The organism is Streptomyces hyaluromycini (assembly GCF_002217755.1).
Taxonomy (GTDB): Bacteria; Actinomycetota; Actinomycetes; order Streptomycetales; family Streptomycetaceae; genus Streptomyces; species Streptomyces hyaluromycini.
In genome coordinates this window covers 110,917-125,682 of record NZ_BCFL01000039.1, presented here as the reverse complement: position 1 = coordinate 125,682, position 14,766 = coordinate 110,917, and the positions used below count along the sequence as shown (strand labels likewise).

Annotated in this window: 15 protein-coding genes; 10 read left to right on the top strand and 5 right to left on the bottom strand. The window is 72.2% G+C overall.

Translation table 11 applies throughout. The features are described 5' to 3' along the window. From SSP29_RS48565 to SSP29_RS48550, 4 genes are all read right to left on the bottom strand, one after another. Positions 1-455: GAF domain-containing protein (locus SSP29_RS48565; RefSeq protein ID WP_145969068.1), on the bottom strand; the 455-nt coding region annotated here is incomplete at its 3' end. 236 nt (positions 456-691) lie between these two features. Then, on the bottom strand, positions 692-1,552 hold the full coding sequence (locus SSP29_RS48560; protein ID WP_089107413.1) for a universal stress protein: 861 nt from the start codon (positions 1,550-1,552) through the stop codon (positions 692-694). A gap of 202 nt (positions 1,553-1,754) precedes the next feature. After that, positions 1,755-2,387 carry a helix-turn-helix domain-containing protein gene (locus tag SSP29_RS48555; protein WP_245883573.1) on the bottom strand — a complete coding sequence of 211 codons (633 nt, stop codon included), beginning with the start codon at positions 2,385-2,387 and terminating at the stop codon, positions 1,755-1,757. A 65-nt stretch (positions 2,388-2,452) separates the two neighbouring features. Next, a complete protein-coding gene (locus SSP29_RS48550) occupies positions 2,453-3,520 on the bottom strand; it encodes a zinc-dependent alcohol dehydrogenase family protein (RefSeq protein ID WP_089107411.1) in 1,068 nt (355 codons plus the stop codon). A gap of 278 nt (positions 3,521-3,798) precedes the next feature. Between SSP29_RS48550 and SSP29_RS48545 the strand changes: the two genes are divergently transcribed. The 4 genes from SSP29_RS48545 (at position 3,799) to SSP29_RS48530 (ending at position 6,485) form a co-directional block, all read left to right on the top strand. Next, complete coding sequence (locus SSP29_RS48545; RefSeq protein ID WP_089107410.1) at positions 3,799-4,191, top strand: STAS domain-containing protein; 393 nt, start codon at positions 3,799-3,801, stop codon at positions 4,189-4,191. A 150-nt stretch (positions 4,192-4,341) separates the two neighbouring features. Continuing rightward, entirely contained in the window at positions 4,342-4,923 is a 582-nt protein-coding gene (locus SSP29_RS48540; protein WP_089107409.1) for an Rv1733c family protein, read from the top strand. A 46-nt stretch (positions 4,924-4,969) separates the two neighbouring features. After that, positions 4,970-5,653, top strand: a complete 684-nt coding sequence (locus tag SSP29_RS52415) for an adenine nucleotide alpha hydrolase family protein (protein WP_123060346.1) — start codon at positions 4,970-4,972, stop codon at positions 5,651-5,653. A 181-nt stretch (positions 5,654-5,834) separates the two neighbouring features. Beyond that, positions 5,835-6,485 (top strand): CBS domain-containing protein, encoded by a 651-nt coding sequence (locus SSP29_RS48530; protein WP_089107408.1) that lies wholly within the window; start codon positions 5,835-5,837, stop codon positions 6,483-6,485. Between the two features lie 88 nt (positions 6,486-6,573). Here SSP29_RS48530 and SSP29_RS58000 read toward each other — a convergent pair whose 3' ends face one another. Further along, a complete protein-coding gene (locus SSP29_RS58000) occupies positions 6,574-7,479 on the bottom strand; it encodes a universal stress protein (RefSeq protein WP_089107433.1) in 906 nt (301 codons plus the stop codon). 598 nt (positions 7,480-8,077) lie between these two features. Here SSP29_RS58000 and SSP29_RS48520 point away from each other — a divergent pair. The 6 genes from SSP29_RS48520 (at position 8,078) to SSP29_RS48495 (ending at position 14,682) form a co-directional block, all read left to right on the top strand. After that, on the top strand, positions 8,078-8,959 hold the full coding sequence (locus tag SSP29_RS48520) for a universal stress protein (RefSeq protein WP_089107407.1): 882 nt from the start codon (positions 8,078-8,080) through the stop codon (positions 8,957-8,959). Positions 8,960-8,988: 29 nt separating this feature from the next. Beyond that, positions 8,989-9,978: an Acg family FMN-binding oxidoreductase gene (locus tag SSP29_RS48515; protein ID WP_089107406.1), complete on the top strand. Its 990-nt coding sequence runs from the start codon at positions 8,989-8,991 to the stop codon at positions 9,976-9,978. Positions 9,979-10,066: 88 nt separating this feature from the next. Further along, positions 10,067-10,525 carry a CBS domain-containing protein gene (locus SSP29_RS48510; RefSeq protein WP_089107405.1) on the top strand — a complete coding sequence of 153 codons (459 nt, stop codon included), beginning with the start codon at positions 10,067-10,069 and terminating at the stop codon, positions 10,523-10,525. Continuing rightward, positions 10,515-13,373 (top strand): cation-translocating P-type ATPase, encoded by a 2,859-nt coding sequence (locus SSP29_RS48505; RefSeq protein WP_150136403.1) that lies wholly within the window; start codon positions 10,515-10,517, stop codon positions 13,371-13,373. The genes SSP29_RS48510 and SSP29_RS48505 overlap by 11 nt, the downstream gene beginning before the upstream one ends. After that, positions 13,370-14,029 carry a potassium channel family protein gene (locus tag SSP29_RS48500; RefSeq protein WP_089107404.1) on the top strand — a complete coding sequence of 220 codons (660 nt, stop codon included), beginning with the start codon at positions 13,370-13,372 and terminating at the stop codon, positions 14,027-14,029. The genes SSP29_RS48505 and SSP29_RS48500 overlap by 4 nt, the downstream gene beginning before the upstream one ends. Further along, positions 14,026-14,682 (top strand): potassium channel family protein, encoded by a 657-nt coding sequence (locus tag SSP29_RS48495; RefSeq protein ID WP_089107403.1) that lies wholly within the window; start codon positions 14,026-14,028, stop codon positions 14,680-14,682. The genes SSP29_RS48500 and SSP29_RS48495 overlap by 4 nt, the downstream gene beginning before the upstream one ends. Positions 14,683-14,766: the final 84 nt, after the last annotated feature.

The window sequence follows — 14,766 nt, the reverse complement described above, 5'->3', positions numbered from 1 at the left end:
ACACGGATCGGAACACCCAGGAACGAGTTCATCGGCGGATGATTCGGCGGGAAACCATACGAAGCCGGATGCTCGGAAAGCTTCGTCAGACGCAACGGCTCAGGATGACGGATCAGCTCACCCAGGATCCCGTGCCCCTCCGGAAAGGGACCGATCCGGGCGATCTCCTCCTCCGTGACACCCACCGTATGAAACGCCGACAACCGCCTGCCATCAGGCCCGATCACACCAAGAGCCCCGTACCCGGCATCCACCAGCACCGCCGCCGCCTCCACAATGCTGCGCAGCGCCTGCTCCAGGTCCAGCTCCCGCCCGACCGAAAGCACCGCCTCCAACAGACTGTGCACACGATCCCGGGTACCCCGCGCGGCATCCAGCCGGGCCTGCAACTCCTCCAACAGCTCATCCAGCCTCAGCTGCGGCAACCGCACCCGGGCCGCCTCATGGCTCTCCACCGCACCCCTCCCGACCCCGTCGACTCGCACACCGGCAGGTCCGGTCAAAGCCCACCGTAATGCGCGACGACCGGCGTGGACACCCGGATTGCGTCAAGTCGCCTGCGCCTACGGCCGGGCCGTTCCGCCCTGCCGAGGGGACAGCAGCGCCTGTGGGCCAGGAGGCTTACGGCTGCCTCCGACCCAAGATCGACGCCGTCGATTGAACCGGCGGCCCGAGGACTTCACGCCACCGGTCAGTCGTGCGGTACGACCGCGACCGGTGTGGCCGCACGGCGTAGTACCGCGGCGGTGACCGGGCCGATGCCCGCGCCGAGTGCGGGTCGGCGGGCCCTGTGGCCGACGACCACCAGGGAGGCCTCTCGTGAGGCGTCCGCCAAGTGCGAGCCGGCGTCGCCTATCACCGACTCCTCGGTCACCTCGACACCCGGAAACTTGGCCTGCCACGGGAGAAGGCGCGCCGGTAGAGCGGCCGGTTCGTCCTGGAGCTCCGGGCCGCTCCGGCCGTGCACCACGCGCAGCCCCGCCGCGCGCCGGGACGCCGCGGCGAACGCGAAGCCGAGGACGGTGTCGTCGGCGCCGCTGAGATCCAGCCCCACCACGACGTCTCGGTACGGGGTCGCCAGGGAAGGCGTCCCGGAAGCATCGGACAGGTGCTCGTCCTCGGCGCCGGTTCCGGCACGGACAAGGACGACCGGTTGCTCGGCACGGGCGATCACCGCCGACGCCACGGAGCCGAGCAGGAAGCCCGCGGCCGCGCCCAGGCCGCGCGAGCCGAGAACCAAGAGCTCCGCGTCCCGCGCGGCGCCGACCAGCGCCGCCACCGGCTGTCCCGGGAGCTGGTCCGTATCGGCTCGCAGTCCGGGATGCCGGTGGTGCAGCCGGACGACGGTCTCCCGCAGCAGCGCCACTGAGCGGTCGGCTCCCGACGGAGGCACCGGCTCGCCGGCGAACGGCACGTACGCGTGCGGCTGCTGGTCGCCGGCGTGCACCAGGCGCAGGGGAAGGTCTGACATCAGGGACTCACGCGCGGCCCAGTCGGCTGCTGCGAGGCTTTCGGGTGAGCCGTCCAGGCCCACGGCGACGACACGGATCATGAGGAGACCTCCTGTTGCACGGGTGTGCTCCCACTCTGGTCACGCGCGGCCCGCGGCAGGAGGGACCGTAGGTCCTCACGGTGGGCCCATCGGTCCCTGGTGCCGTCGGTGAGGGAGTTTCAGGAAGCTCGGTCCAAGCCGTACAGGGAGCGGCCTGCGGTCAGTTCTGTTCGCCTGGGTCGCCGGGGTCGCACGGGCGGGATCAGACCGTGATGCGACGCCCCGTTACGGACCGGGGCTCGATGCGCACCCACAGGTCACGCCCGCCACCCGCCCACGGAGTACTGTGGGCCAGCTCCATGAGCCGCCCTACCTCCTCCGGCTCGGTCACGGTGCTCGCCGGTCCGCACACCAGCACGCTCCAGCCCTCGCTGAAGGCGTCGTCGATGCGGTCGACCTCGAAGGCCACCCGACAGCCCGGGGCGAGGGACGGTGTCGTACCGGTGACGGTCCTGAAGACGATCTCGCCGTCGGCGACGGTGTAGTTGACCGGCACGATGACCGGACCCGAGGCGGTGTCGACGCCGAGCCGTCCCACGCCGTGGCCGCCGAGCAGCGCCCTGCATTCGGCAGGGTCCAGTTCCGTGAAGCTGGGATCGCGGCCCGCCCGGCCCGGGCCGGGCGGGGCTTCGAGGCCGCCTCCGGTGAGGTGCGGCACGGTGGTGCGCAGGACGTTCGCGAGCCTGAGCAGGGCGCTCGTGCCCGGCGCGGCCTCGGGGTGTTCCTCCACGTACCGCAGATAGCCGGCCGCGATACCGGCCCGTTCGGCCGTCTCCTCGCGGGTGAGGCCGAGTTCCTTGCGGCGGGCCGCCAAGCGGCGCCCCAGGTCTCCCATCGGTGGCCTTTCTGCCGCGTTCGGCCGTTTATGTCCGGCCATGACCGGTCACGTCCTCTCGTCGGTCAGGCCCCGCGGACGGCGACCTCGTGCTGCTCCCCGCCGAGCACCACCTTGAGCGCGCCGGTGTCGGCGGCCCGGGCGAAGACGTCGTACGCCTCCGCCATCTTGTCCAGCGGGAAGGTGTGGGTGACCAGCTGAGCAGTGGGCAGCCGACCGGCGGCGGCCATCCGCAGCAGGGTGGGGGTGGAGTGGGTGTCCACCAGGCCGGTGGTGATGGTCACGTTCTTGATCCACAGCTCTTCGAGGTGCAGCGTGGCCGGCCTGCCGTGCACGCCGATGTTGGCGACGCGTCCGCCGGGCCGCACCATGCGGGTGCACAGCTCGAAGGTCTCCGGCACGCCGACGGCCTCCATGACGACGTCCGCGCCGAGCCCGTCGGTGAGGTCGGCGACCAGTTGCTCCGGGGCTTCCCGCGCGTCGGCGACGGCGTCCGCGCCGAGGCGCTTGGCCGCCTCCAGCCGGGCGGGAGCCAGGTCCACGACGACGATCCGCTCCGGGGCGAACAGCCGTGCCGTGGTGATCGCCGCGAGGCCGATGGGGCCCGCGCCGACGACGGCGACGGTGTCTCCGGGGCGCACCCGGCCGTTGAGGACGCCCACCTCGTAGGCGGTCGGGAAGATGTCCGCGAGGAGGACGGCGTCCTTGCTGTCGACGGTGCTGGGCAGGGCGTGGACGGACAGGTCCGCGAAGGGGACGCGGACGTACTCGGCCTGGGTGCCGTCGATCAGATGACCGAGGATCCAGCCTCCGCCGCCCCGGCACTGGCCGTACATGGCGTCCCGGCAGTACGAGCACCGCCCGCAGGAGCTGATGCAGGAGACCAGGACGCGGTCTCCGGGCCGTACGGTCCGTACGTCACTGCCGACCTCGACGATCTCGCCGACGGCCTCGTGACCGAGGATCGTGCCCGGCTGCACCTCCGGGACGTCGCCCTTGAGGATGTGCAGGTCCGTCCCGCAGATCGTGACGGCGTCCACCCGTACGACGGCGTCGGTAGGCTCCTTGATGGCAGGGTCGGGGACCTCTTCCCAGGCGGACTGCCCGGGGCCGTGGAAGACGAAGGCCTTCATGGGATCGCTCACCGTCCTTGGTCCGCTGCGGGGCACGGGGTCGGCGGACGTCGGCGGCGGGTGCCGGCCGGGCGCCTGGACATCGCCGGTATCGCCCCGCAAGTCCAGCTTGTCCTGTCTCGAACGGGTCCGCATGGGCCGTCCGGCCCTGATGACCCGACGGACGGGCCGCCCCCTCCGGAACGCCGGAACAGCGGCCGTTCGGACCCTGCCGGCATGAGCACAAGCGGACCGAACGGCTCTTCCTCACAACCCGCCGGGTGCACTTGTCTGTCTCCATGGCCGACAACCACACCAGGCCCGTGGCGTACCACACGACCCGTACCGACTACGGCACGACCGTCGTCACCCTGCACGGCGAACTCGATCTGCCGGCGGTTCCGGTCCTCGCCGCGGCCCTCGACGCCCTGACGTCCGGAGCGGAGCCCGACCTGGTGCTCGACCTGGGTCCCGTCTCGTTCGTCGACTGCTCGGGGCTCAGCCTCCTGTGCCGGGTCCGCAACCGGGTCCGGTCACGCATCGGCAGACTGCGCCTGGTCGCGCCCGACGGCGGCTTTCTGCGCCTGCTTCGTTGCACGGGCCTGAGCGGCGCCTTCGAGCTGTATCCCGGCCTCCCCGAGGCGCTCGCCGGCAAGGACCTGGCGGGTCCGGCCTCCGCCGCGGCCGCCTGACTCTCTCCCCAAGAGGGCCGAACGGCCCATGCGGCCGGTCGAGTTGGCTCCCGAGCAGCCCCACGGTGGTTCCTGATCGGCCCATGCCCCGGCGCTCGGCCCGCTGACACCTTCGGGAGTGTCACCACGACCAGGAGGAGGTGCGGACCGATGCGCAGGACCAGGCGTGTGAAGAAGCTGCTGTGGCGGTGGCGGAGCAACCCGTTGCGACGCCGCGACGACATCGTCGAGGCCTGGATTGTCCTGGCCGTATGGACACTCGTCCTGGTGGGAGGCATCGTCGCCGGACTGGTGACCGCCAGGGCCGCGGACAACGTCTTCGCGCGGCAGCGGGCGGAACGGGAGCCCGTGCGGGCCGTGCTTCTCGTCGGCATCCCGAAGAGCGTCTCCGGATTCGGCACGGGAACCGAGCGCACACCGGGCACGGTGAGCTGGACCGCACCCGACGGCTCCACGCGCACGGGCCGGACTCTCGTGGACACCGGCAGCAAGGCCGGTTCCAAGGTTGTGGTCTGGCTGGACCAGCAGGGCCGTCTCACCATCGAGCCGCCGAGCGCCGGGGCGGCCGCCGTCGAGGCGGGGGTTCTGGGGACGGCGGCGGGCTGTGCGCTGGCCGGACTGGTCCTCGGGGCCGGAGCGGTCGCCCGGTGGCGGCTGGAGCAGCAGCGGCTCGACCTGTGGGATCGCGAGTGGAACACCGTCGGACCTCGCTGGGGTCACAAGACCGGCTGAGGTCGGGCGCCCCTCGAACCCGCACCTACTCGGAAGGCGAACGGCGATGGAACCCGTGATCCTTGCCCGCGCCGGCGCATCGGCACCCAGCCGGGCCGCGACCGACTGGGCAGCCGACGAGGCCCAGCTGCGGGGTGTGGTGTTGCGCGTGCCGCACGACCCGTTGCGGGTGCCCGGCAGGCCGTCGGTGATCGTCTGCGGTGTGGGCCGGGACGACGACGCCCTGTGGGGATCCGGCTCCCCGTTGGCGGTGCTCGTCGGCTCCGCCCACTGCCCTGTCGTACTCGTCCCCGACCGTCTCGTCGCCTCCGGTCGCCGGACGGGAGTCACCCTCGGTGTCGACGCCCGCGCTCCCTCCGACGCGTCCCTCGGCTTCGCCTTCCAGAGCGCCCGCCTCCGAGGTGTGCGCCTGCACGCCGTGCACGCCTGGGCGCTGCCCGCGAGCGCTGCCGACCGGCCTTTCGGCGTACCTGAAAGTGCTCGCGCGGCCTGGGAGGACCACGAGGTGCAGTTACTGGGCGACGCGCTGCGCCCGTGGTGCGAGAAGTTCCCCGACGTGCAGGTGCTGGCGGACGTCCGGTTGTTCCGTCCGGCAGAGGCACTGCTGCGCTGCTCCGAGCGCGCCTGGCTTGTCGTGGTCCCTCGTGACTCCGGAACCACCGCTTGGGAAGTGGCCGCCCCGGCCCTGCTGCGGCGAGCCACGTGCGCCGTGGCCGTCGTACCGTGCTGAGCCGGCACGCTTCGCCCGCATGCATCCGCCGAGGTAGACGCCGGGTTCCCTGGCCGAAGGGCCCGGGCGCAGTCGGCCGACCGGTAGTGCGCGGGCGTGGACACGTTCAAGCTGGTAGCAGGGCCCGTGAGGTCAGGTCTCCTTCGAGGCCCTGGCACCCCGGAGCTGTGAGGAGAACACCATGACGAGCAGCCCGCACCAGGTAGGCGACGTGATGACGCGTGCCGTCGTCGCGGTGGGCCGCGAGGCCCTGTTCAAGGACATCGTCGAACGCATGGACGGAGGGCGGATCAGCGCCCTGCCCGTGCTGGAGGGCGACGGACGGGTGGTCGGGGTCGTCTCCGAGGCCGATCTGCTCCCGAAGGAGGAGTTCCGGGACAGCGATCCGGACCCGTTCGTGCAGCGGCAGCGCCTCGACGACCTGGCGAAGGCCGGCGCGGGGTGCGCGGCGGAACTGATGAGCGCTCCGGCCGTCACCGTCCACGCCGACGCCACACTGCCGGAAGCCGCGCGGATCATGGCACTGCGGCACGTGAAACGGCTGCCCGTCGTCAACGCCGAGGGCGTGCTCGAAGGGGTCGTCAGCCGGGGGGATCTGCTCAAGGTGTTTCTCCGTTCCGACAACGACCTCGCCGACGAGATCCGGCGCGAGGTCGTCGACCCCCTCTTCCCGGCCCCGGTCGAGCCGGTGCACATCATGGTCGTCGAGGGCATTGCGACCCTGACCGGAAAGGTCACCGACGGCACCCGGATTCCGCTCGCGGTGCGCCTGGTGCGAGGCGTCGAGGGTGTGGTGGGCGTGGACTGCCATATCACTGGGGTGGACGCGTGACGGTGACCGCCACGGGAACACCTGCGCCGCCTGATCTGTGCGCCTCGGTGATGACGCCTTCCCTGGCCGGCAGGCCAGGGCTGCCGGATCAACCGTGGGCCACGACGGCGACGGGCGCACCGATGTGATGCAGGGCGGCATGGGTGACATGACCGATGTGCGCGCCGAGGGAACCGGTGCGGATGCGTCGGCCGACAACCACCAGAGAAGCATCACGGGCGGCGTTGACGAGGACCTGCGCGGCGCTGCCGCAGCGGCTCGACTCGATGACGTCGACGCTCGGGAACTTCTGCCGCCAGGAACGCAGCGCGTCGGCCAGAGCCGCACTGTGCTTGCGTTCGAGGTCGTACTGGAGTTCCGCATCGCCTGGGAAGCGGTAGAGGGATGTGGTCGGCTCGGGCCAGGCGTGCACCACCCGCAGTGGTGTCTCCCTGCGGGCCGCGGCGTCGAAGGCGAACTCCAGCAGGGTGTCGTCCGGGTGATCGACGTCGAGGCCGAGCACGACAGGCCGGAACGGCGTGGCCGCGGACGGCACGCCCGCCGGATCCATCCTGTGCTCGTCCGCGGCCTGCTCACCCTCACGTACCAGCACCACAGGCCGTTCCGCGCGGGCCACGACGGCCAGACCCACCGAGCCGACCACGCACCCGCCGATGCCGCCGAAGCCCCGCGAGCCCAGCACGAGCAGGTCGGCGAGACCCGCCGCCTCGCACAGGACGTCGGCGACGGTGCCGGTCAGCTGTTCGGTGGACACCTCAAGACCGGGGTGCCGGAGACGAATGCCTTCCGCGGACTCGCGCGGCATCTGCTCGGTCCAGTGCTGGTGGGTCTCGGGACCCACCAGTGGAGCCTGCGCCACGGGCACGGGGGTGGGCTCCCCGACATGCACGATCTTCAGCGGCAGGCCACGCAGTTGCGCTTCGCGAGCCGCCCACTCGGCGGCGGCGCGGCTCTCGGGCGACCCGTCGAGGCCGACGGTGACGTGTCGAAACATGATGTCCACCTCCGAGGAGCGTTCGTTTCCAGCGTGACGACGCGTTCCTGGGCCGGTAGGGGCCGTACGTCCCTCCACGGGACCGACCGGCCCGGCCGGGGGCCGCCAAGGGGCCCCTGTCACGCCCTTGACCACAGACTCATGCTGGAAGCAGTCGTTCCGCTCGGGGTGACGCGTCGGCACGGAGGCCATCACGGCCGAACCGCCGAACCGCCGGCGCGATGCCCGCGAGCGGTTCGTGACCACATTCCCCAAGCGTCGAATTCCGGCTGGTGACCGAGCGCCGCACGGCGTCCGTCCGCCAGGGATCACCGGGCCCGGCGCAGGGACCAATGGCCCCTGGTACGCCGGCCGTACCACGGCCTGCAATGGAAACGGCGGTGGCACTCCCCCGGCACCGCCGCAGGGAGGAGATGAGGGCGATGTCCGCTCCCACACCAGCGACACAGACCGATCGGGCGATCGTCGTACGCGGCACCACGGCCGGCGGCAGCGGACGGGTGACCGTCCCCTTCCCCGGGCCGGACTCCTGCACCGGGCACCAGGCACCAGACGTCCGGGGACCTCGCGCCCGACGCCCCGGAAACCGGAGGTCGTCATGACCCGGCCCGGTGACCCTCGGCCGATCGTGGTCGGCGTCGACCCCGATCCCACCCACCGGACGGCTCTGGCCTGGGCAGCCGACGAGGCCGCCCGGCGTCGGCTGCCACTACGCCCGGTGCTGGCCGAGGGCGTGCCGACACGCGGCTACGGGCGGGGGCAGATCCCGCCTTCCTGGGAGGAGTGGAACGAGACGCTGCACAAAGCGGGCCGGCGGACGCTGGACGAGGTCACGGAGTTCGTCGCGGCGCACCACCCAGGGCTCCGGGTCGACCCGCGGCTCGCGGAGGGCGATCCGGTGTGGGTGCTGCGCGAGCAGAGCCGTGACGCCACGGCCGTCGTGCTGGGCTCGCAGCACCTGAGCCGGACCCGGGAGGTGTTCGGCTCCGCCTCGGTCGCCGTACCCCTCATGGCCCATGCCCGCTGTCCCGTGGTCGTCGTGCCCGAACCTGAGCACATCGCCCAGGATCCGGCGTACTACGTCGTCGGTGTCGACGGCAGCCCGCACTCCGCGGCGGCGGTGGACCTGGCGTTCGAGGAAGCCGCGCTGCGCGGTGCCGGACTGCGCGCCGTCTGCGTCTGGGAGCCGGGGCCGCTGAGGATCTTCGACGAGTACGAACCGCAGCAGGAGGCCCGGCGGCTGCTCTCCGAGATCGTGGCCGGTCGCGGCGCCCGCTATCCGCAGGTGGACCTGCGCCACGAGCTGGTCGCCGGACACCCCGTACAGGTGCTCACCGACGCCTCGGCCCACGCGCTGGGCCTGGTGGTGGGCACGCGGGGCCGCGGCGGATTCACCGGCATGCTGCTCGGCTCCGTCAGCCAGGGGGTGCTGCACCACGCGCGCTGCCCCGTCATCGCCGTGCCGTCCGAGCCCGCGTGAACCCACGGCGGAAGCGAAGGGAAGTCACCATGACCGGAACACCCGTCGACGTGCACACCGTGACGACGCTCGTGGCGGACGCCACCGCCGCGCCCTCCCAGCACAACGCCCAGCCGTGGAGGTTCCGTTACCTCCGCGACATCGGTGTCCTGCGCCTGTACGCCGACCTGGAGCATGCCCTGCCGCACACCGACCCGGAGCACCGGGGCCTGCACATGAGCTGCGGAGCCGCACTGCTCAACCTGCGGGTGGCCGCCGCCGCGGCGGCGCTGGCGCCGGTCGTCCGGCTGCTCCCCGATCCGGACTGTCCGGATCTGCTCGCCGAGGTGCAGCTGGACGGCAGCGGGCCGCCGGAGACCACGCTGGCACCACTGCGCCCGGCCGTCGGCTGCCGCCACTCAAGCCGTCACCCGTTCCGTGACGAGGAGATCCCGGCGGCGGTACGCGAGCACCTGTGCGAGGCGGCCCGCGCGGAAGGTGCGCAGCTGCTGTTTCCCGGTGCCTGGCATGTGCGGTCGATCCTGGAACTGGTGGGGGAGGCCGAGGACTGGGAGGCGCTGGACACCCGGATGCGCGACGAGACCGCGCGGTGGACGTACACCGAACCGTCGGGTGCCGACGGGCCGTCCGAGGGCATCCCCGCCGAGGCGTTCGGCCCGGCACGTCACGGTGGCAACGCCCCCGTGCGCGACTTCGCCGTCGGACGCCCGATGCCGGACCGTCCCCGGGCATCGTTCGAGAAGAACCCGAACATCGCCCTGCTCGGAACCGCCCACGACGGCCCCGGGGACTGGCTGCAAGCCGGGCAGGCCCTGGAGCGGGTCCTGCTGCGGGCCACCGCTGACGGGCTGGTCGCCTCCGTGACCTCCCAGCCCCTCGAATGGCCGGCCCTCAGGTGGGCGGCCCGCGACCCTCTCTCCGCCATGGGCCATGTGCAGATGGTGCTCCGGCTCGGCTACGGCCCCGAAGGTTCCCCGAGCCCGCGCCGGCCGGTGGACGACGTGCTGGACATCGTGTGAGACCGGCAACCGCGTCCCGGCCCGAGCCCCGCACCACGACCCACGACCCACGACCCACGACCCACGACCCACGACTAGGAGCATCCGCATGAAGGTGTCCGAGGCGATGACCACGCCTCCCGTGCACGTCGACCCCGGCGTCTCCCTGAAGGAGGTGAGCCGGTGGATGGCCGAGCGGGCCGTGGGCTCCGTCCTCGTCATGAAGGGCGAGGAGCTGCGCGGCATCGTGACCGACCGCGACCTGGCGCTGCGTGGCCTCGGCGGCGGCCTGCGGCTCGACACACCGGTGGATGCGGTGATGTCGACCGAGCTCGTCACCGTCGACGCCGACGACGATCTCCAGGCGGCGTACCTCACCTTCCGCCGTACCGGCGTGCGCCGGCTGCCGGTCCTCGAAGGGGGCCGGGTGGTCGGGGTGCTGACGACCGACGACCTGTTCCTGGACGTCTTCGGACGGCTGGCCGATCTGCTCGGAACCGTCGCATGGAGCGTGCTCCAGGAACCGCCCGGACCGCCCTCCGCCTGCGGCGGTCCGAATGAAGCCTGAACCGGGCCGGTCGGGAACGACCGCGCTGCGCGAGGACGGCCCGCCGAACGGCGCCGAACTCCCGGGAACCGGACCGTCACCGGTCGGCGGGCCGGAGCCGTCCGCCCTCTCCGTCCCCGCACTGACCGCCCCTGAGGTCTTCGCCGCCCTGAACGGCTCTCCGCGCGGTCTCAGCGCCGCCGAGGCCGGTGCCCGGCAGGCCCGCTACGGCCCGAACGAGCTTCCCGGTGTGGGCCGAGGACACGTGTGGCGACGGCTGGCCGCACAGTTCACCGACCTCTTCGCCGTGGTGCTGCTGGTCTCTTCGCTGATCACCTTCCTCGCGTACACACTGGAACAGCCCCGGGACCCGGCCACCCTCCAGCTGGCGCTGGCCATCCTCGGTGTCGTCCTGCTGAACGCCGGCATCGGTTTCGCCCAGGAGTACTCCGCCGAGCGGACGGCGGAGTCCCTGCAGGCGATGGTGCCGCACACCTGCCGGGTGCTCCGGGACGGCGAACCCCAGGAACTGCCGGCGCGCGAACTGGTCCCCGGCGACCTCGTGCTCCTGGAGGCCGGAGACGCGGTGTCGGCGGACTGCCGGCTGGTCGAGGCACACGACGTGGCCGTGAACAACGCGGCACTCACCGGTGAGAGCGACGCCGTCGCGCGGGTGGCCGACCCCGTGCCGGACGGACCGGCGCTGGAAGCACGCAACTGCGTGTTCATGGGCACGGACGTGGTCGCGGGCACCGGCAGGGCCGTGGTGTGCGCCATCGGGACGGCCACCGAGTTCGGCCGGATCTTCCGGCTCACCGCCGAGGCGCCCCGGCAGCAGACCCCGCTCCAGCGTCAGGTCGCGGCCATGGCACGCCGGGTGGCAGGCGTGGCGCTGGCGACCGGGGCCCTCCTGTTCGCGATCCGCGCGCCCGGCGGGCAGCCGTTCGTGGACACGTTCGTCTTCTCGCTCGGAGTCATGGTGGCCCTCGTACCGGAAGGGCTCCCCGCCACCCTCTCGGTGTCGCTGGCGATCGGCGTCCGGCGCATGGCACGCAAGCACGCGCTCGTCAAACAGCTGCTCGCGGTGGAGGCCCTGGGCTCGACGAGCGTGGTGTGCACCGACAAGACGGGCACGCTCACCCAGGCCGAGATGACCGTCGTACAGCTGTGGGCCGGCGGTGCGGGGCACGCCGTCAGCGGAGTCGGATACGGACCCGTCGGCGAGGTCGCCGACGCCGGGGCGGTACGGGAACTGCTGCGTACCGCGGCACTGTGCAGCAACGCCCGGCTGGTGCCGCCGGCCGGGCGGGAGGGGTGGCGGGTGCTCGGCGACACCACCGAAGGCGCCCTGCTGGTGGCCGCCGGGAAGGCCGGTCTCGATCCGGCTGCGGAGGAGGCCCGTACGCCGCGGGTGGCGGAGTATCCCTTCGACTCCGACCGCAAGCTGATGAGCACCGTGCACCGCGACGGAGACGACACCTACGTCGCCTGCGTCAAGGGCGCGCCGCTGGAGCTGCTCGCCCGCTGCGACGCCGTCGAGTGGGAGGGTGCGAGAGCCCCGCTCACGGACGCCCTCCGCGACCGGGTGGTGGCAGCGGCGGACGGCATGGCCGCCGAGGGCCTGCGCGTGCTCGCGGTCGCCCGTCGGCAGGTCGCCGGGGCGCACCCGGCGCCCGGCGACGTCGAGTCGGGGCTGACCCTGCTCGGGCTCACCGGGATGTACGACCCGCCCCGGCCGGAGGTCCGGGACGCGGTGGACGCCTGCCGACGTGCCGGGATCCGCATCGTCATGGTCACCGGTGACCATCCGCTGACCGCCGAGGCCGTGGCCCGCCGGGTCGGCATCGTGCGGGGTCCGACCCCGTCCGTGGCGACGGGCGCACAGCTGGACACGATGAACGACGAGGGCCTGGACGCACTGCTGGCGGACTCCACCGAGCTGCTGCTCTGCCGGGTCAGTCCCGAGCACAAGATGCGGGTGGTCACCGCGTTCCAGCGGCGTGGCGAGGTCGTCGCCGTCACCGGCGACGGAGCCAACGACGCCCCCGCCCTCAAGCACGCGGACATCGGGGTCGCCATGGGTGCCTCCGGCACCGACGTGGCCCGGGAGGCCGCCGTGATGGTGCTGCTCGACGACTCGTTCGCGTCCATCAGCACAGCGGTGGGCCTCGGCCGTTCCGTCTACCGCAACATCCGGAAGTTCCTGATCTACCTCTTCAGCCACAACATCGCCGAACTCGCGCCGATCCTGGCGGCCACCTTCGCCGGGTTCCCGCTGGTGCCGATCACGGCCGTACAGGTCCTGGCCATCGACCTCGGCTCGGACGTGCTGCCGGCGCTGGCGCTCGGCGCCGAGCCGATGGAGCGCGACGTCATGGACAGCCCGCCCCGGCCCCGTCGGGAACGCCTGTTCTCGGCCTCCGTCATGGGCCGGATCCTGTTCCTCGGCGGCATCCAGGCGATCGGCGTCTGCACCGTCTTCTTCTGGCACATCCACGCCTCCGGCATCCCCTATGCCGACTTCACCAAGACCACCCCGGTGTACCGGGAGGCGATCACCATGGTCCAGGCCGGTATCGTCGTCAGCCAGTTCTTCAACGCGCTCGCGGTACGCACCGACCGGCAGAGCGTCTTCCGGGTCGGCCTGCTGAGCAATCCCTGGCTGCTCGCCGCCGGCGGCTTCGGCATCGGGCTGATGGCCGCCATCAGCTACGCGCCGCCCCTCCAGGCGGTCTTCGGCACCGCACCGCTGGCCCCCGCCGACTGGGCGGTCCTGACCGGGTTCGGAGCTCTGCTGCTGGCCGCCGAAGAACTGCGGAAATGGGTGCTGCGACGGCGCGTCGCCGCCCCGAAGGGAGAGACCCGATGAGAGTGATCATCGTGGGGTGCGGCCGGGTGGGAGCCGCCCTCGCCGTCCAGCTCGCCGCCGAAGGCCACGACGTGCGCCTCGTCGACCGGCAGTCCACAGCACGCAGACGGCTCCCGCCCGGCTTCCCCGGCGCCTTCCACGCGGGCAACGGCTTCAGCAGGCCGGTGCTGGAAGCGGCCGGCGTCGACCATGCGGACGCGCTCGTCGCGGTCACTTCCGGGGACAACGGCAACATCGTCAGCGCGCGCACCGCGAAGGAGACGTACCGGGTACCGATCGTCCTGGCCCGCATCCACGATCCCCGCCGCGCGGACATCTACCGGGACCTGGGGATTCCGGCGATCTCCAGCGTCCGGTGGGCGGTCGACCGTATGCACCAGATGCTGCTGCACCGGCACCTGGCCACGGAACTCTCCTTCGGCAGCGGCGAGACCGTCGTGGTGCGCTCGCCGCTGCCGGCCCATCTGACCGGACGGCGGCTGACCGACCTCGATGTCGAGGGGGAGATCCGCGTCGTGGAGGTGACCCGTGCCGGCCGCTCGATGCTGCCCGGCCACGGTGTCCTGGCCGAACCCGGTGACCTGGTCACCTTCGCCGTCGCCGCGACCGCCCTGAGCCGGCTGCGCGGCTTTCTGGACAAGGAGCTGGGAACGTGAAGGTCCTCATCGCCGGCGCGGGCCGCCTCGGTACCCAGGTCGCCCAGGTCCTCGCGGCCGCGCGCAACGACGTCACCCTCGTCGATCTCGACGAGGAACGGATCGCCGAGATGGAGAAGACGCCCTCCGTGCGTCTGATGGCCGGGGATGCGTGCGATCCGGTGCTCCTGGAACGTGCGGGCGCACTGACCTGTGACCTCCTCATCGCCGCCACCGGCCAGGACGAGGACAACCTCGTCATCGGCCTGCTCGCCAAGCGCCGGTTCGGCGTCGCGCGCGTCGCCGCGCGGGTCAACGACGCGGAGAACGCCTGGCTCTTCGACGCACGGTGGGGAGTGGACGTGGCGGTGCCCGCGGCCACGCCGCTGATCTCCCTGATCGAGGAGGCGACCGGGGCGACGGACACGGTGGCGCTGCTGCGGCTGAGCAAGGCGGGCGTCGACGTCATCGAGACGGCGATCACCGAGGACTCCCGGGCGGCGGGTCACGCTCTGGGCGAGATCGCCCTGCCGGCCGGCACCGTCGTCGCCACCATCGTGCGCGACGGGCGTCCCACGGTGCCGGGTCCTGACGTGCGGCTCCTGCCGGGTGACGAACTCCTGCTCGTGTCGCACGAGGCCACCGAACGGGAGATCCACGCGGCCTTCCAGTGAACGCGGCGGCGGTGGCCGCCCCGCGCTGTGCGGTGTCCCGCGTGGCAGGGTGGATACAGCACCACTCTGAGGAGAGGGCGGCGA